Origin of the sequence: Bacillus thuringiensis, from assembly GCF_001182785.1 — a bacterium.
GTDB classification, from domain to species: domain Bacteria; phylum Bacillota; class Bacilli; order Bacillales; family Bacillaceae_G; genus Bacillus_A; species Bacillus_A thuringiensis_S.
This window is the reverse complement of the sequence record NZ_CP012099.1, coordinates 3,282,871-3,301,047: the sequence shown is the minus strand read 5'-3', so window position 1 is coordinate 3,301,047 and position 18,177 is coordinate 3,282,871. Positions and strand designations below refer to the sequence as shown.

The following is an 18,177-nucleotide window of genomic DNA, read 5'->3' as shown; positions in this document are numbered from 1 at the left end:
AATAAAAAGGAGAGAGAATATGAGAAGGACAATCATGATTATTTGTCTAGTTCTAAGTATGCTATGGATTTCGGCATGTACTTCTGGAGTAGGAGAAGGTGAGAGTGGTAGCGCTGTACTACCTAATCAGTTACCTGAAAATGTAGTGTTTAAAAATGGTACAATCTATACTTCAAATGAAAAGCAAGATATCGTAGAGGCTGTAGCCGTTAAAGCGGGGAAAATTACATTTGTTGGTTCAAACAAGGATGTAGAGGCATTTATAAATGAAGATACGAAAGTGGTGGATTTACAAGGACGTTTTATCCTCCCTGGTTTTGTGGACAATCATAATCATATATTTGAAGCGAAATCACCAGCAGCAGGAAATTGTAGTGTTTCATCAGATGCTTCTCTGCAAAAACAACGCTCGTATTTAAAGGCTTGTAAAAAAGGTGTGAAAGATGGCGAATGGATAAGTGGAACGGGATTCAGTTTGGAAGAGCTGTTAAAAGATATGGACGAAAAATCAGAACAACAAACCCCATTACAAGTTCTTGATGAGTTATTTCCTAATAATCCAGTATTAATTATGGAAAGAACGTCCCATTCTGTATGGGTTAATTCAAAGGCACTCGAGTTAGCTGGAATAAATAAAGATACGAAAGATCCACAAGGTGGAAGGATTATTCGGGATTCCGAGACAGGAGAACCGTTTGGTATTCTTTATGATACAGCAGGAGATATCGTGATGGAAAAAGCATGGAACTCTCAACCAAATCTCTTTGAAAAAAATTATGAAGGTTTGTTAGACGGTTTAGATGAGGTTGCGAAGAATGGTATTACTACAGTTGGTGATGGACGTCTTTATTGGAAGCGAGGTTGGTTAGAAGTTTGGAATAAAGTAAATGACGAAAAAAAGCTAACAACGCGAGTAGTACTTCGTCCATGGGTATATCCAAATTTAAATGAAACAGAACAAATGGAGTATTTCCAAAAAATTAAACGTGATGATCTGTCATCCCGCATGCTTATTAATCAAGTGAAAATGTATAGTGATGGAATTAGTATTAATAGTACTGCAAAAACACTAGAAAAATATAAATTTGAGTGGTTTAAAGGAACCCCGTATGGCTTGAACTATATTCCGGAAGAAAAAATGAAATGGTGGTTAACAGAGCTTAATAAAATTGGTTACGGTGCACTCATTCACACAATTGGTGATGGTGGGGTAAGAGAGAGTTTAAATGCGATTGAAGCAGCGAAAAAAGAAGGCGCAAAACAGCCGTATACACTTACGCATGTGGAAATGGTAGAAGATAGTGATATAGATCGTTTTGCTAAATTAGGTATTAGCGCTGATTTTCAAGTAGGTCATGATTTTGCGGAAGATTCAAAACAAAGCTGGGCAAGTACGTATTTTACAAATCAGCAAATGAAACGAATTATGCCGTTAGGGCGAATTTGGAAAACCGGTGCGAATGTATCACTTAGTAGTGATTGGGATGTAAATGAACTGAATCCGCTTGTGACGATTTCGAATGCATTAAGCATTGATGAAAAGGGTTTGTCTGATGTATACGCAGCTATTGATGCTTATACAATTAAGCCAGCGAAAGCATTAGGGCTTGATAATATAACTGGCTCGATAGAAGTTGGAAAGTCAGCTGATATGATACTACTAAATGAAGATATTACTAAAATGAGTGCCGATAAGATTCCAAATGCGAAAGTATTAGTGACGGTTTTACAAGGAGAAGTAGTGTATCACAAGGCGAAATAAAGAGTCACCTTATAAAGTTCCTACAAGTAAATGAAGATATTCCTGTTGACCTTAACACGATGTCAAAGTATAGACTGTACGTACATTCATATAAGGGGTGAACACGTATGAGAAATATAGAAAATAGTTTGTTTTATATGCCTGCGGAATGGGAGAAACATGAAGGTACATGGCTCCAATGGCCACATGATAAAGCACATAGAGGTGAAGGTTATAGAGCTAAGTTAGATGATATTTGGATATCGATGGCAAAGGAGCTTCACTATGGAGAAAATGTCCATATTGTTGTATGTGATGAAGAAGAGAAAATACATGTCCAATCGAAGTTAATGGAAGCTAATGTAAATATGGATAAAATTGATTTCTTAATTCAAGAAACTGATGATATTTGGATAAGAGATAACGGACCAATCTTTGTAACGGATAAGAAAGGGAATCGCTGCCTAACGCACTGGATATTTAATGGTTGGGGAAATAAATATCCGTACGAAAAAGACGCTAATATTCCGAATAAAATAAGTGAAATGTATCGCATTCCAAAAGTTGAATCTAGTGTCTGTCTAGAGGGCGGGGGAATTGAGATAAACGGAAACGGGACCTTAATGGCGGCGAAAACGTCTATTATAAATGAAAATCGAAATCCCACACTAAGTCAGAAAGAAATTGAAATGGAGTTAACGAAATATTTAGGAGTAACGAATTTTATATGGATAACTGGTATACGCGGAGAAGATAATTATGATGAAGATACGGATTATCATATTGATGGCGCGGCACGGTTTGTAAATGAAAATACGATACTGTATGAATATGATCCTTTCGGTGAAGGAGAGCCATACCTTTTGGAGGCGTACGAAAAGCATTATCAAGAATTGCGACGAGCGAAAAATATAGATGGAAAGCCATTTCAGCTCATTCCAGTACCAGTAACAAGAAAAGTGGTAAAAGAAGCAGACTGTAAGGGTTCATATTTGAATTTTTATATTGGTAATGAAGTCGTATTAGTTCCTGTATATGGCGATGAACATGACAAGTTAGGGCTGCAAATTATTGAAGGTCAGTTTCCAGGAAGAAGAATTGTCGGTATTTATGTGAATGAATTGTATGCGTATGGTGGTATGATTCACTGTGTGACGCAGCAGCATATAGAATAGAGTAATTCAAATGAAAAAGCATGCAGAGCATATACTCTGCATGCTTTTTATAATGCTGAAAACTCCTCAACAAGTTGAGTGAATTGTTTCAATGCACTTTCAATCGGTTCTGGCGTAGTTAAATCAACACCAGCTTTTTTCAATAGGTTTAGTGGATAATCAGAACTTCCACCTTTCAGGAATTCAATATAATTTTTCTGAGCATTCGGATCACCGCTTAATAGTTTATCAGCGATTTGAATGGCAGATGCGAATCCAGTTGCATATTTGTATACGTAAAACGGGCGGTAGAAATGAGGGATTCTAGCCCATCCGTATTTTACTTCTTCATCAAATACAAGTGAATCACCGTTATATTCTTTAAATAGTTTTTCATAAATTTCACTGAAGACTTGTGCATTTAATGGTTTACCTTGTTCCGCCATTTCATGTGTGATTTTTTCAAATTCTGCAAACATAATTTGTGTAAAGAAAGTACCTTTGAATTTTTCAATAAAATGGTTAACTAAATGGTTACGCACGTTCGTTTCTTTTGCTTCTTTTAATAAATAGTGAATTAATAACACTTCATTTACTGTAGAAGCGACTTCTGCCACAAAGATAGAATAATGTGCAGAAATTCTTGGTTGGTATCCATGTGAATAGTGCGTATGCATACCGTGCCCGCATTCATGAGTAAGAGTGAACAGGCTATTTAAATCATCGTGATGATTTAAAAGAATGAAAGGGTGAACACCATATACACCAAAGTTATAAGCACCAGAACGTTTTCCTGGTGTTTCTCTTACGTCTATATATCGTTTATCTTTAAAACTTTTTAATGTCTCAATATATTCTTCTCCTAAAGGAGCTAGTGATGCAATCATAATGTCAAATGCTTCACTATATGGGATGTCTTGTTTTGCACCTTCTACTAAATCGACGCCTAAGTCGTATTGTCTTAGTTCATCTACGTTTAATTTTTCTTTTCGAATTTCATTGTATGTATGTAATGTTTGAATGTTTTTTTTCGTTGTATCAATAAGGTTTTCATATACTTCTTTCGGAACCATATCGCCAAATAATGATTTCTCTAGCGCTGATGGATAGTTTCTTAGCTTCGAAACGGTAACATTATTTTTAATAGCAGCGGATAAAGTAGATGCGATGGAATTCTTTAACTGAACATATGGTTTGTAATATGCTTTATAAGCTTCTTTACGCTTTTCACGATTCGTATCTTCTATTAACTTTGCATACATTCCGCGTGTTAAGTTCACTTTTTCTCCATCGTCAGTCGTCACTTCACCAAATAATATATCTGCATTGTTTAACATACCAAATGTGTGCTGTGGAGAAGAAAGAGCTTCACCCATCTGTGATAAAATTTCTTCTTGGTCCTTATTCAATACATGTTTTTTATAACGGTATAATTCAAACAAGTCTTCTTTATAATATTGTAAGCCTTCTGTTTCTTCTATGTAAGAATGTAATGTGCTTTCGTCAATGCTAAGTAAGAAGGGGGAAAAGAAAGATTTAGCTGCACTTACTTTCACGTGTAATTGTGATACTTTATCGACAAGAGATTGCGCGTCAGTATCGCGTGTATCAAGGTCAGATTGTAATCGTGCATAAGCGAACATTAAAGATATTATGCTAGAAATTTCTTCACTCTTCGTTAAATAAGCTAATAAACTATTGCCATCGTGAATATTGCCATTAAACTCGTGTAATTCCTTCGTTAATACTTCAATTTTATGAAAATCACTTTCCCAATCTTCAATTGTATGGTAAATGTCTGTTAAATCCCATTTTTCTATATCAGCTACTTGTAATCGATCTTTAAGTTCTGTCATAATCATTTCCTTTCTAAACATGTAGTTATATTTCTATATAACTATGAAATACAACAAATTGCAAAAAATCCCTGCTGAAAATTGAAAAGCCTTGCTAAAATAACAAGGCTTACATACTTATAGTGTAATTCCGAATTTTGAATGTAAAAGGTTTGTATATTGCATGTCTGTAACGGTTTCTTTCGTTTTTTTACCATTTTTCGCTACTGTAAGGCTATCTTTCGTTAAAGAGGCATGCCCATCTTCAGTTAGTTTTACAATAAGAGGTACTTTATTAAAGGGTGACCCTTCATGTTCAACGATAATTTTTTGTGCTGTATTTGCTTTTTCTTCATCCACTTCTTCTATATAAAATGCATAACCTAACGTCCAATCATCAGCAGAAGATTGATCCAAGAACTCATTGTTTTTCCGCATCTCTAAAATGTAGTTTCCCTTTTCGGTCATTTCTTTACGAATACGATAATCTCCTGTAACAGAGTGAATGACTTCACCTGAGAAAGGGACAGGGGCAAGAGGTAAGTATGATCCGAATCCTACTTCAATTAAATAAGATTCATTATGATGTGTTAAAACGGTTGCGATATGGCCAGAATCAACAGCCCATATGGAGTTTGCAGCGTTATAAACTGTTCCTGAAACGAGATGAACATCAAATCCAGCGTCTTTAAGGAAGTAATACATAGTAGGATTGAGTTCATAACAAAGACCGCCACGGTTATTTACTAAAATTTTCTCTTTCAAATTTTCTTTTGATATTTCTTTAAAATTCTTTTCGAGAATATTTAAGTTTTCAAAAGGAACAGTTTGTGCCATTGCGTACATAATGTTAGATAAATCTTCAAATGAAACTGTGTCTTTTTCTTCTATATATAATCGTGCGAAAAATTGTTTTTGAAAGTCTGTCATAGAAATCCCTCCGTTATGTTTTTATAGGTAAATTGTAAACAATCTTGAATAGGATGTGAAATTAAAACTACGTTGAATATTTGAAGTGAGATTAAAAAAATGTGGGAGAGTGAGAGATTGCTACTTTACTAACGGTGGGACGAATATTATAATAATTCTGATAAACTATGCAAACGCTTTCTTAGAAGGGGATGGTGTACAGATGTTTAAAAGAATAACAATAGTCGGATTGTCAGTTGTTATGTTTTTACCTAGTATATATGAGGGGAGTAGAGCATATGCAGATACAGTTAAGAATGGAACGTTAATGCAGTATTTTGAGTGGTATGCTCCGAATGATGGGGATCATTGGAATCGTTTGCGTACTGATGCTGAAAATTTAGCGCAAAAAGGAATTACATCTGTTTGGATACCACCTGCATATAAAGGAACTACGCAAAATGACGTAGGATATGGAGCGTATGATTTATATGATTTGGGGGAATTCAATCAAAAGGGAACAGTGCGGACGAAATATGGGACGAAAGCACAATTGAAATCTGCAATTGACGCTTTACATAAGAAAAACATCGATGTATATGGTGATGTAGTTATGAATCATAAAGGTGGGGCTGATTATACGGAAACTGTCACAGCAGTTGAAGTAGACCCGAGCAATCGAAATGTTGAAGTATCAGGTGATTATGAAATTAGTGCGTGGACAGGCTTTAACTTTCCAGGGCGTGGAGATTCTTATTCTAATTTCAAATGGAAATGGTATCATTTTGACGGAACAGATTGGGATGAAGGAAAGAAATTAAACCGAATTTATAAATTTAGGGGCATAGGTAAAGCGTGGGACTGGGAAGTGTCTAGCGAGAATGGGAATTATGATTATTTGATGTACGCGGATCTTGATTTTGATCATCCAGATGTTGCGAATGAAATGAAAAAATGGGGAACGTGGTATGCGAAGGAATTAAATTTAGATGGCTTTCGTTTAGATGCTGTTAAACATATTGATCATGAATATTTGCGCGATTGGGTAAATCATGTTAGACAGCAAACGGGGAAAGAAATGTTTACAGTAGCTGAATATTGGCAAAATGATATCCAGACTCTAAATAATTATTTAGCGAAGGTCAATTATAATCAATCTGTGTTCGATGCACCACTGCATTATAATTTTCATTATGCTTCAACAGGAAATGGGAATTATGATATGAGAAATATTTTAAAAGGAACGGTAGTTGCGAATCATCCTACACTTGCGGTTACTCTAGTTGAAAATCATGATTCACAGCCTGGTCAGTCATTGGAATCTGTAGTGAGCCCTTGGTTCAAACCGTTGGCATATGCATTTATTTTAACGCGTGCAGAGGGATATCCTTCTGTTTTCTATGGTGATTACTATGGTACAAAAGGAAATAGTAACTATGAAATTCCAGCGTTAAAGGACAAAATTGATCCGATTTTGACGGCACGAAAAAACTTTGCATATGGTACGCAGCGGGATTATTTTGATCATCCAGATGTAATTGGCTGGACAAGAGAAGGTGATAGTGTACATGCTAATTCTGGTTTAGCAACATTAATCTCTGATGGACCAGGAGGGTCAAAGTGGATGGATGTTGGAAAGAATAATGCAGGGGAAGTATGGTACGATATTACGGGTAATCAAACAAATACTGTAACAATTAATAAGGATGGTTGGGGACAGTTCCAAGTAAGTGGAGGATCAGTTTCCATATATGTTCAGCGGTAGGTTTCCCCTTTCTTTTTTACATGCTGCATAGTTATAAAGGTATGACACCTTTACTTCTCACTTAACATATAGTATGATGATTTCAGTAAATTAGATTTCAATGACTATAATATAAATTAATGAGAGGTGCTTTTTTGTGAGTGCGGTAGGTACTAAATAGGAAAAATTTAATGAAATAAATCGGATAAAATCAGGGGATTTTTATGTGTATCATACCCCTAAATTTGTCATGGATTTATTTCGATACCTATGAAGATACCTACAACACTTTATAAAGCGTGTAATAAGGGGATTGCCATCCGTTTTTTATGGTTTATTTCCTCATATGTTATTGCACATGCCTTGTAAATGTAAAAGCTGCGGTATCCCCGCAGCTTTTTTGTATATATTTTTAATGTATAAAAATGGTAATTGAATAATGTAGAACTCATTGGAATCTAATGAGTAGGTATCTTCATTTATGATAAAAATCAATCATTGTGAGGAGAAACAAAATGAATACGATGACTTTTGAAAAGTTACAATATAACGAATTAAAGGATATAGTGAAATCTTATTGTGTAAGTGGATTAGGTAAGGAATTATTAAACAAATTAGAGCCGAGTACGAGTCTAAAAGTAGTGAGAAATCGCTTGAATGAAACGACAGAAGCACGAGCTATATTAGATGCAGAGGGGCATGTTCCTTTCTTCGGCATTTCTAATATTGCTAGTACAATTCAAAAATTAGAAAAAGGGATGATTTTAGACCCAGAAGAATTAGTAAGTGTTTCAGACTTTTTACGTGGGTGTAGAAAGATTAAAAAGTTTATGTTAGATAAAGAATTTTTTGCACCAGTATTAGCTTCTTATGCAAATTCAATGACTGAATATAAAAGTATTGAAGAGGAAATTAACTTTTCAATTAAAGGAAATAGTATTGATGTAGCTGCAAGTAAAGAGCTAAAGCGAATTCGAAATAATATCGATTCTGTAGATGGGAAAATAAAAGAACGTTTAACGAAGTTTTTAAATAGTAGTGCAAATAAGAAATTCATTCAGGAATCCTTTATTAGTAAAAAGGATGACCGTTATACGATTCCAATTAAATCTTCCTATAAAAATCAAGTTGCTGGAAGTATTATTGAAGCCTCGGCAAAAGGTTCTACTGTATTTATAGAACCACATACGGTTACGAAATTGAATGCAGAATTAGCAGGCTTGAAAGCAGAAGAAGCGGTTGAAGAGTATCAGATTTTAGCGACTTTATCAGGAATGGTGTTAGAAAACATTTATAGTATAAAGATTAACATGGAACTAATTAGTCAGTATGATATGGTATTCGCGAAAGCGAAGTTTAGTAAATCGATTGATGGAATAGAACCGAAGTTAAACGATCATGGCTACATTCATTTAGTGAATTGTAAGCATCCGCTTTTAACAGGGCAAGTTGTACCGTTACATTTTAAAATTGGTCAAGAGTATCGTAGTTTAATTATTACAGGGCCGAATGCGGGCGGAAAGACAATTGTGTTAAAAACGATTGGATTGTTAACATTAGCTACAATGTCAGGTCTTCATATTGCAGGAGATAAAGGTACAGAAATCGCTATTTTCGAAAATGTATTCGTAGATATTGGTGATAATCAAAGTATTGAAAATGCACTAAGTACATTTTCGTCTCATATGAAAAATCTGTCTGAGATTATGAGGATGTCAAATAATAATACGTTACTTTTATTTGATGAAATAGGGAGCGGGACTGAACCGAATGAAGGGGCAGCACTTGCAATTTCTATTTTAGAGGAGTTTTATCTTGCGGGATGTATTACCGTTGCGAGTACGCATTACGGAGAAATTAAACGATTCTCAGAAATGCATGATGAATTTATGAATGCAGCGATGCAGTTTAATAGTGAAACGCTAGAGCCGCTTTATAAATTAGTTATCGGAAAATCAGGAGAAAGTAATGCACTTTGGATTGCGAATAAAATGAGCGTAAAAGAACATGTACTGAAAAGAGCGAAAGAGTATATGGGAAATAAAGAGTACGCTTTAGAAAAAGTGAATGAAAGTAAAATTAGAAAACCGAAATTTGTACAAGAAAAAAGAGAATCTCATTATGAGTACAAAATCGGCGATCGTGTGAATTTATTGGATCATGATGATTTTGGTATCATCTATAAGGAAAAAGATAATTTTTATAACGTTGTTGTATATTATAACGGTGAATTCGTTGAAGTAAATGTAAAACGTATTACTTTAGAAGTAGCAGCGAAGGAGTTATATCCAGAAGGATACGATTTAAATACACTATTTGTTGATTATAAAGAAAGAAAAATGCAACACGATATTGAGCGCGGATCGAAAAAAGCACTGCGTAAAATTCAAAAAGAAATAAGAAAGAATAGAGGATAAGTTAAAATGGTAACGATTAGACAAGAACAAAAAAATGATTATAGAAAAACAGAAGAAGTCATAAAAGAAGCATTTTTAAAGGAAGAATTTAGTGATAAAACAGAACATGAACTTGTAAAACGTATTAGAGAATGTGACGCGTTTGTTCCAGAGTTATCAATTGTTGCGGTAGATGAAGATATGGTTGGTCACATTATGTTATCGAAAATTACAATAGAACAAGATGGAACTTCTGTAGAATCGTTAGCACTTGCACCAGTTTCAGTTGCTAGGGGTCATCAGAAAAAAGGAATTGGTGGAAACCTGATTGTAGCTGCATTAGAAAAAGCGAAAGAACTTGGATACGGATCAGTTGTAGTATTGGGACATCCAGAGTACTACCCGAAATTTGGTTTTAAGAAAGCAAGTGAGTGGAATATAAAAGCACCGTTTGAAGTGCCTGAAGAGGTATTTATGATAATGGAATTAACAGAAAATTCTCTTCGAGGTGTAGAAGGAATTGTACAATATTCGAGTGCTTTTGCTGAGTAGGAGTAACGGTTAAGAAATGTAATCATAAAAGATGCTATCTTTTTGTATGGATATACAGAAAGATAGCTTTTTTTATTAAGCGGATCTACTGACGTATATTTTGCTCAATGAATAATTGAGGTGGTAAAATTGATATAGAAACGTAAAGGGAGAGAATGAAATGAATAAGCGAGAAACAGATAGCAATGAGAATGCAGTTACGTTATATGTTACAAGACACGGTAAAACAATATTAAATACGAATCATCGCGCGCAAGGTTGGGCTGATTCTCCATTAGTAGAAAAAGGTGTTGAAGTTGCCACAAATTTAGGAACAGGATTAAAAGATATTCATTTTATGAATGCGTATAGTAGTGATAGCGGCCGAGCGATTGAAACTGCTAATTTAGTATTAAAATATAGTGAGCAATCAAAATTAAAACTTGAGCAAAGAAAAGATTTGCGAGAATTAAATTTCGGTATTTTTGAAGGTGAAAAACTTGAGAATATGTGGGATGTGGTTGGAAAAGCTGCAGGCGTTGCATCACCAGAAGAACTTATGAAGTTTTCTATTCAAGAAGTGATTAATCTTATTAGAGTAGCAGATCCTACAAAACAGGCGGAAGATTGGGAATTATTTTCTACTCGTATAAAAGCTGAGATAGATAAAATTAGTGAAGAAGCTGCTGGAAATGGTGGCGGTAACGTTTTAGTTGTCGTTCATGGGCTTTTGATTACTACCTTAATAGAAATGTTAGACAGTAGCAAAACAAAACTTGGGGTGGAAAATGCTAGTGTGACGAAGATTGTATATCAAGATGGAACATATACAGTCGAGTCGGTTGGAGATATGAGTTATGTTGCAAAAGGGAAAGAAAGTGTGGAAATATAATTAAATCTCAAATAGAAATAAGAAAAGGAAGGTAGATAAATCTGGCTTCCTTTTCATTTTGTGAATTATGGGATTAATAAAATCTTCCCTGTGCTTTTACGGCTCTCTAATAATTCATGAGCAAGAGCACCGTCTTGTAAAGAGAATGTAGTAGGATTTGAAATGTTTAATTTTCCAGTTGCGATCCAATCGAATAATTGAGTAGATCGTTTTTTACGTTCTTCATAAGTGGTAAGAACGTTCCAAAGGTCTCCGCCAGTTAAAGTTTTTGAAGTATCCATAAGCATACGTGGATCAACTGGAGCAGGATTACCACCAGCCATTCCGTAAAATACGACAGTACCGCCAATTTTAGTAGCGTTAAAACTTTCCTCTAATGTAGAACCTACTGATTCATATACGAGATTTACTCCAGTTCCATTAGTCATTTCAAGTACTTTCGTATGCCATTCTTCGTTATATAAAAATACGTGATCGGCCCCAGCTAATGTAGCTATCTTTGCTTTTTCTTTTGATGATGTAAGACCAATTACTGTTCCGCCCTGTAGTTTAATCATTTGAATAAGAAGTTGACCGACGCCACCAGCTGCAGCGTGTACTAAAGCTATATCACCTTGTTTTAGTTGATAGCTATCGTGCGTTAAATAATGTGCAGTTAATCCTTGTAATAAGACAGAAGCGGCTGTTTCAAAAGAAATAGAATCTGGTAGTGGGATTACTTTTTCAGATGGAACGGCAACTAGTTCTGCATTTGCAAATGGGACGTCCGCAAATGCAATACGGTCTCCTAGGTTGATAGTAGTAACGTCAGCTCCTACTTTTTCAACAATTCCAGCTCCTTCATAACCTAATACATAAGGCGGATTGCCAGCAAGATGATAATCGCCGCGGCGTCTATAAATATCAGCGAAGTTTAATCCGATTGCTTTCGTGCGGACAAGAATTTCATTTGGACTTATGATTGGATCGTGTATTTCTTTATAGTGTAGAACATTAGCGTCTCCGAATGTTTCGAAACAAAGTGCTTTCATATGGAATACCTCCATTTATATTGTTTATAGATGTTCTTTATCATACAATACAAATATCAATAGACAAAGAGGATTATTTCGATGGAATCAATCGAAAATATCGATTGAAAAGAGGGATGATAAATGGAAATAAAACAGTTAATTACATTTAAAGTAGCGGCACATACTTTGAACTTTACACAAACTGCGAAGAAATTAAACTTTGCCCAATCGAGCGTTACAGCACAAATTAAAACATTAGAGGCTGAGCTCGGTACACCACTATTTGAGAGATTAGGGAAACGTCTTTTCTTAACTGAAGCAGGTAGGAAGTTTCAACTATATGCCGACAAGATGATTGCACTCAGTAACGAAGCGAAAATGGCTGTGAAAGATGATGAAGAAATAGCAGGTACGTTAATAATTGGTGCACAAGAAAGTCAATGTACATACAGACTGCCTTCTATATTAAAGAAGTTTAAAGCACAATTTCCTCAAATAAAACTTATATTTAAACCAGCACACTCCAATAAAGATGCGAAGGAACAATTGATGGAGGGGAAAGTAGATCTTGCATTTATTTTGGACGAATGTAAAACAGAAGATGTTTTACATGTGGAACCACTTATGAAAGAAGAATTAAAAGTAGTAGCTGCTCCTATGCATCGTTTACTTGAACAACCTTCAGTTTCTATAAAAGATTTAGAGAGTGAAACACTTTTACTAACAGAATTAGGCTGCTCGTATCGGACTTTATTTGAAGAGTTATTTCGCTGGGAAGATGTATATCCAGCAAATAAAATTGAATTTGTTAGTGTTGAAGCAATTAAACAATGTGTTATTGCAGATTTAGGTATAGCCGTTTTACCAGCGATAGTAGTAGAAAAAGATATACGGGAAGGGACGTTAAAGGAGTTAATGTTAAACGAAACAATATCTCCAATTTATACACAAATCGCTTGGCATAAAGACAAATGGATGACAGTGCCACTGCGACAATTTATTGATGTAACGAGGGAGTTTTTTGTAACGGATTAAGTGGAGAAATATTTATTTTATATAAAAGAAAAAATGGCAATTTTGTATAAAGAACCGATGCTTGAATATAACAAGTATTGGTTCTTTTATGTTTTAAATATAGAATGCTATAAAATGTGTATTTCTCAACTTTTTTTCTTACAAGGATAAGTAAAATTCTTCGTATATTCCAATAATCATAAGGGAATTTACAACGTTTATTCGTTTCTGTAAGATGCCTCTAGGAAGCGTGAAAGGAGGACTTACATAGCAGTATAGCTTGTCTTTAGTATACGTACTTATTGTGAGGAGGAATTTAAAATGTTTAAAAAGTTAATGAAAGTATGCGTGTTAAGTGCGGCAAGTATAGGTGTATTATTTAGTTTTCAAGGAAGTACATTTGCAGCTACTGATTTAAGTAGTTATTATGACGGGAAAAATCCAGCAACAACGAAAGTATACGGGGGAAGTACGACGTGTGATGCAGATGGATTTAATGCAAAATCTACAGCTGTATATGAAGGTAGTAAAAAAGTAGGGACAGTGTATTTACGTTACAGTAATAAATGTCATGCAGCATGGGCTAAGTTTGTTTTAGATCAACCAGCACCAGCTGTTTCAGGAGGAGTGTACGCGTACGCTGTTGTGAATAAATATAAAAATGGTGTATTCCAAAAATCAGTTACTTCTAATCAGGGGAACGGCACAATAAAAACAGGTCAAACGAGCACTTATACAGGAATGGTATTTGATTTAACTGCTGATTTCGGATACACAGCAGATGCTGAAGCAGTTACGTTTAATAACGGTTACGGGAAAACAGCACGTTATTAATAAAGGAGTGAAATGATATGAAACTTTTAAAAAAGACGAGTGCATGTTTATTGCTATCTTTACTCGTTGTAACTAGTATGTTTAGCACGACTAATAGCGATAAAGCATACGCAGAAGACCATTCATATGATGGGAAAAGTCCTTATTATAACAGCTGTGATCAATCTGCAGTAACGAAAGAAAAGAAGTGGATTGATTCAAATTCTTATGTGGAATTAAAATTTAGCACGACGTGTAAGACAGCGTGGGCAAAAGTTACTGTAACTCGCCTGGCAGTTTATAATAACGAAGCTGATGCAAGGATTGTTAGAAAAACAGATGGAAAGGCATACACTTGTGGAAGTGCTGGAGGAAATGGTGTTGTAAATAAAGGGCAAACATCATGCTATACGCCAATGGTATATGACTTAGATCCAAGAAAGGCGCAAGCACAGGGGAAACATGCAATACCAAATAGTGATGCTTATAATTATACGGAGACTATTTGGTATTGATGAGGATATGGAGATTGTAAGATAGAATATTTTAAGAGCATGTTTTGATTGGATTTCAAAACATGCTCGTTTTGTATTCATTCTAATTTTTTCGGTAATCATGGACCATTGAATTAACTAAGGTCTGTATCAGGAGGATTGTATCCAAGGTGACGAGCCATTGATACAATTTGTCCTTTATGATGAAACTCATGAGTCTCTGTATGAGTTAAAAGCCATAGCGGAGTTGTGCTCCAAGGTTCTCTTTGCCATTTCACTTCATTTGCTATGTTTTCAAGCCAACAATCATTGTATTCATTTAAAAAACTTTGTACAGTCTCATCTACTAATTTAAATCTAGCACGGACTTTCGCGACATCTGCATGCTCAATTTCGTAATCGCTAGCAAATGAAAAATCTGCTCTTTTTTGCTTGAATGCGAATGACCCAAGCCAGTATCGATAGCAATCGGCTACATGAATATGTGTCTTTATAATGCTACCGCTCCCGAAATTCGGAACAGTGCTATGTAATTTTTCTAATGGGATTTCTTCTAAAAATGTGAATAGAGTTTCTCTTGTAGAGCTAATAAGATTATATTGCTGTTTTAAAATATGTAACATGCAAGTACACTCCTCTTTTATTTACATAGTAAGTAATTCTATATTTACGAGGAGTGAACCTTTTTATTATTTTTAATAAGCATATTAGATGTATTTCTTATTTGTTTCTGATAGATTAAACAAGGTGAAACTTTAATAAGTTGAACATTATTAGTTCATAATAAATTGTACATCAAGAAGGGGAACGATAACATGAACAGACTAGTGGGTTTAAAACAATTTGAAATAACGCGCGGGGCGTTACTTAAATTTATGGAAACGTTAGATGATAAAACTGCGGATACGCAGCCAGAGGGTTTTAACAATACAATTCGTTGGCATATCGGTCACGTGTTAACAGCAGCAGAAGTTTTCATGTTTGGAAAAGAATTCAAACAATTACCAACTGAATATCCAGGTATGTTTGGGTATGGATCACGACCATCTAAATGGAAAACAGAAGGACCATCGTTAGAAGTGTTAACGGCTCAATTAAAAGAACAAGCAAAACGTATTAACGAAATTCCAGCAGAAGCATTTGAAAATAAACTGCCAGAGCCATTCCTAGGATTGGAAACAGTAGGGGAGCTTTACGGTATGATGCTTTATCATGAAGCTGATCATATTGGGCAAATGAAAGCGATGGAACGTATTATTAAAGCTCTTTAGTCTTAATTGCATATAACAAGCAATACAGTTGTAATGTTAAATAATATATACAAAAAAGGTAGATAAATTATTATCTACCTTTTTTGTATAACTTCTTGAAGGATTAGGGATTATCATCGTGGTGCTGATGAAGAAGGATAAGAGAATGTTATAATTTTTATGGTGTGATTATTAATTATAGTATTCCTAAATATGGAATATGCGTATAATAATAGAGAAGAACTAGAAATAGGGGTGAATACTATGATTACATTAGAACAAAAGTTGGAGCAATATAAACATACATATGTACAGTTAAAGGGAGAACTAAAATGGAAAACGAGTGATTCTCGAACAGGAATGATGATTGCTGCTATGTATGCAGGTAGTGATAAATTGTTTGATCTCGGACGTTTTTTAGAAATTAGTAGTTATATTAAGAATCAGGTAGGGATGTTTTCATACTTAAAGTCTTATCATCGTTTTGTAGTGGCCGCAACATTAGATATTCACTTTACAGATTACAAGGAAGCTTTTCGGACGTTTTTAGATTTATATGAACAATTGGTCACTGGTGGCTTTAGCCGGAGTATATTTACTTATCTCGCAGCAGCTGTGCTTTTAACAGAAGAAAATGAACAGCATGGCACACATATTCAGCGTTCGATGCAAGTATATAAACGCATGAAAAAGGATCACCTCTTTCTTACAAGTACAAATGATTATCCGCTCGCAGTTTTATTAGCAGGACAATCAGAGCATGTAGAAACACTTATGGATCGAGTGGAACGTCTTTATCAGAAACTAGCGACAGCTGGTTTGCGTAAAGGGAATGATCTTCAATTTTTGAGTCATATTCTTTCACTAAAGAAGGATGTCAGGGAAGAACTATTAGTTGCAAAATGTACAAATATATGGAATTTGTTAAAGCAAGAAAAGGTAAAAGTAAAACAGATGCATTACCCAGCTATCGGGCTACTAGCGTTACTCGAGGACGGAGAAAAAGAGATTCATTCTATTCGAGCATTTATTGAAAAATTGCAGGGGGATAAATTGTTCCGTTGGCATACAGATACAAATATTCTTATTGCTATTCAACTGTTCGTAAGTCAGAAAGGTGAGGAAAGTAAAGCTACTAACACAGGTTTACAAACAATGATAGAAGTCCTCATACAAGCACAACAGGCAGCCATGATGGCAACGATTGCCGCTTCATCTGCAGCAACATCTTCTGCTAGTAGCAGTTCATAATGTTTAATTGCTTATACTCTTGTAAATTATAACTCCCTTGATAAGGAAGGTTTAAAAAATATTACTAAAAACAGTTAGCCCATCACTCTCTAATGAGTGATGGGCTAACTGTTTTTACATAATCAGCATTATCTTTTTGATTCCTTCAAATGTTTGAGCTGTGTGACAATCATAATGCTAATAACAACGAGTAAAAACCATGAACTAATTTTGCTTAAGTGAACGAGACTCCATGCTTCCCGTTGATTTGGATATTGCCATGCTCCGAAAAATGTTGCGATGTTCTCTGCAACCCAAATGAAGAAACCGATAAGGAAAAAGGAGAGAACGAGTGGCATTTTATATGGAACGCCTCGTAATGAAAATTCCACAAATGTCCGAAAGAAAACGATGAATAGTAGTAAAGTTAATATCCATCTAAAATCGTATAGAAAATGATGCGTGAAAAAATTGAAGTAAATCATAGCTCCTAACGGCACGGCAAAAATGGCTTTCGGCCAATGATGCATTTTTAAATGCAACCTTCTCCACGCTTGACATATGTAACTCGCGACACTTGCGTACATAAAACCGCTGTAAAGCGGAACTCCAAAAACCTTCGAATATCCCTCTTCGGGATAACTCCATGAACCGAAATGTACTTTATATATTTCTAGTAAAAGGCCGATGAGGTGAAAGATGGTAATTACTTTTAGTTCGTCTTTTGTTTCAAGACCAGTCTTGTACATAATCCACTGCATAAGAAGGCATACGATGAGTATGAAATCATAGCGGTATAACTCTGGGATTGAAACAATTTTTGAAAGGGCTAGTGTTAAGAAAATAATGACTGGGAATAAGCAAGATAATGCTTGTTCGTAAGTGAAATGTAGTAGTTGTTTTATATAGAACATTGTGTCACCTTCGATGTTTTTTTATTGGAAAAATCAAAATAATCAATAATTATACTACAATTTAAAAAATAATCCAGTAGTCTATTTTGCATGTATTTGTAAGTTTTAGAAGGGAATTGTAATGAGTATTTTAATATTGTAGAAAAGTAAAAAAATAGTTTGCTATTTAAAAAAAGTGGGGATATAATATCTAAATGAAAATGATAATTATTATCAATAATAATTACAAATAAAAAATAATTATAAA

At 34.8% G+C, this 18,177-nt stretch carries 16 protein-coding genes; 11 read left to right on the top strand and 5 right to left on the bottom strand.

The genetic code is table 11. The annotated features are described in order from the left end of the window. The first annotated feature begins 19 nt into the window (after nucleotides 1-19). On the top strand, nucleotides 20-1,762 hold the full coding sequence (locus AC241_RS17020) for an amidohydrolase (RefSeq protein ID WP_050844378.1): 1,743 nt from the start codon (nucleotides 20-22) through the stop codon (nucleotides 1,760-1,762). A gap of 107 nt (nucleotides 1,763-1,869) precedes the next feature. Beyond that, nucleotides 1,870-2,916, top strand: a complete 1,047-nt coding sequence (locus AC241_RS17015; RefSeq protein WP_029442917.1) for an agmatine deiminase family protein — start codon at nucleotides 1,870-1,872, stop codon at nucleotides 2,914-2,916. A gap of 47 nt (nucleotides 2,917-2,963) precedes the next feature. Here the strand turns inward: AC241_RS17015 and pepF are convergent, their stop codons facing one another. Continuing rightward, on the bottom strand, nucleotides 2,964-4,751 hold the full coding sequence (gene pepF / locus AC241_RS17010) for an oligoendopeptidase F (protein WP_029442916.1): 1,788 nt from the start codon (nucleotides 4,749-4,751) through the stop codon (nucleotides 2,964-2,966). 117 nt (nucleotides 4,752-4,868) lie between these two features. Then, nucleotides 4,869-5,660 (bottom strand): arylamine N-acetyltransferase family protein, encoded by a 792-nt coding sequence (locus AC241_RS17005; protein ID WP_029442915.1) that lies wholly within the window; start codon nucleotides 5,658-5,660, stop codon nucleotides 4,869-4,871. Nucleotides 5,661-5,862: 202 nt separating this feature from the next. Here AC241_RS17005 and amyS point away from each other — a divergent pair, with 202 nt between their 5' ends. The 4 genes from amyS (at nucleotide 5,863) to AC241_RS16985 (ending at nucleotide 11,202) form a co-directional block, all read left to right on the top strand. Next, on the top strand, nucleotides 5,863-7,404 hold the full coding sequence (amyS, locus tag AC241_RS17000) for an alpha-amylase (RefSeq protein ID WP_050844377.1): 1,542 nt from the start codon (nucleotides 5,863-5,865) through the stop codon (nucleotides 7,402-7,404). 494 nt (nucleotides 7,405-7,898) lie between these two features. Next, nucleotides 7,899-9,800, top strand: coding sequence for an endonuclease MutS2 (locus AC241_RS16995; protein WP_050844376.1), 1,902 nt, complete (start codon nucleotides 7,899-7,901; stop codon nucleotides 9,798-9,800). Between the two features lie 6 nt (nucleotides 9,801-9,806). Continuing rightward, entirely contained in the window at nucleotides 9,807-10,331 is a 525-nt protein-coding gene (locus tag AC241_RS16990) for a GNAT family N-acetyltransferase (protein WP_050844375.1), read from the top strand. A 160-nt stretch (nucleotides 10,332-10,491) separates the two neighbouring features. After that, the gene (locus tag AC241_RS16985; protein WP_001042044.1) at nucleotides 10,492-11,202 is read left to right on the top strand and encodes a histidine phosphatase family protein; all 711 of its coding nucleotides are present in this window, start codon (nucleotides 10,492-10,494) and stop codon (nucleotides 11,200-11,202) included. Nucleotides 11,203-11,267: 65 nt separating this feature from the next. Here AC241_RS16985 and AC241_RS16980 read toward each other — a convergent pair whose 3' ends face one another. Continuing rightward, nucleotides 11,268-12,233 carry a quinone oxidoreductase family protein gene (locus AC241_RS16980; RefSeq protein ID WP_000645266.1) on the bottom strand — a complete coding sequence of 322 codons (966 nt, stop codon included), beginning with the start codon at nucleotides 12,231-12,233 and terminating at the stop codon, nucleotides 11,268-11,270. A 123-nt stretch (nucleotides 12,234-12,356) separates the two neighbouring features. Between AC241_RS16980 and AC241_RS16975 the strand changes: the two genes are divergently transcribed. The 3 genes from AC241_RS16975 (at nucleotide 12,357) to AC241_RS16965 (ending at nucleotide 14,557) form a co-directional block, all read left to right on the top strand. Continuing rightward, the gene (locus tag AC241_RS16975; RefSeq protein ID WP_000403893.1) at nucleotides 12,357-13,250 is read left to right on the top strand and encodes a LysR family transcriptional regulator; all 894 of its coding nucleotides are present in this window, start codon (nucleotides 12,357-12,359) and stop codon (nucleotides 13,248-13,250) included. Between the two features lie 300 nt (nucleotides 13,251-13,550). Then, nucleotides 13,551-14,063: a YjfA family protein gene (locus AC241_RS16970; RefSeq protein WP_000473732.1), complete on the top strand. Its 513-nt coding sequence runs from the start codon at nucleotides 13,551-13,553 to the stop codon at nucleotides 14,061-14,063. A gap of 17 nt (nucleotides 14,064-14,080) precedes the next feature. After that, nucleotides 14,081-14,557, top strand: a complete 477-nt coding sequence (locus tag AC241_RS16965; protein ID WP_050844374.1) for a DUF2690 domain-containing protein — start codon at nucleotides 14,081-14,083, stop codon at nucleotides 14,555-14,557. A gap of 113 nt (nucleotides 14,558-14,670) precedes the next feature. Here the strand turns inward: AC241_RS16965 and AC241_RS16960 are convergent, their stop codons facing one another. Then, the gene (locus tag AC241_RS16960; RefSeq protein ID WP_050844373.1) at nucleotides 14,671-15,159 is read right to left on the bottom strand and encodes a DinB family protein; all 489 of its coding nucleotides are present in this window, start codon (nucleotides 15,157-15,159) and stop codon (nucleotides 14,671-14,673) included. A gap of 192 nt (nucleotides 15,160-15,351) precedes the next feature. Here AC241_RS16960 and AC241_RS16955 point away from each other — a divergent pair, with 192 nt between their 5' ends. Next, nucleotides 15,352-15,807 carry a DinB family protein gene (locus AC241_RS16955; protein WP_001081119.1) on the top strand — a complete coding sequence of 152 codons (456 nt, stop codon included), beginning with the start codon at nucleotides 15,352-15,354 and terminating at the stop codon, nucleotides 15,805-15,807. A gap of 192 nt (nucleotides 15,808-15,999) precedes the next feature. Beyond that, nucleotides 16,000-17,037, top strand: coding sequence for a DUF4003 domain-containing protein (locus AC241_RS16950; protein ID WP_155417069.1), 1,038 nt, complete (start codon nucleotides 16,000-16,002; stop codon nucleotides 17,035-17,037). A 128-nt stretch (nucleotides 17,038-17,165) separates the two neighbouring features. Here the strand turns inward: AC241_RS16950 and AC241_RS16945 are convergent, their stop codons facing one another. Beyond that, nucleotides 17,166-17,930 carry a DUF817 domain-containing protein gene (locus AC241_RS16945; RefSeq protein ID WP_050844368.1) on the bottom strand — a complete coding sequence of 255 codons (765 nt, stop codon included), beginning with the start codon at nucleotides 17,928-17,930 and terminating at the stop codon, nucleotides 17,166-17,168. Nucleotides 17,931-18,177: the final 247 nt, after the last annotated feature.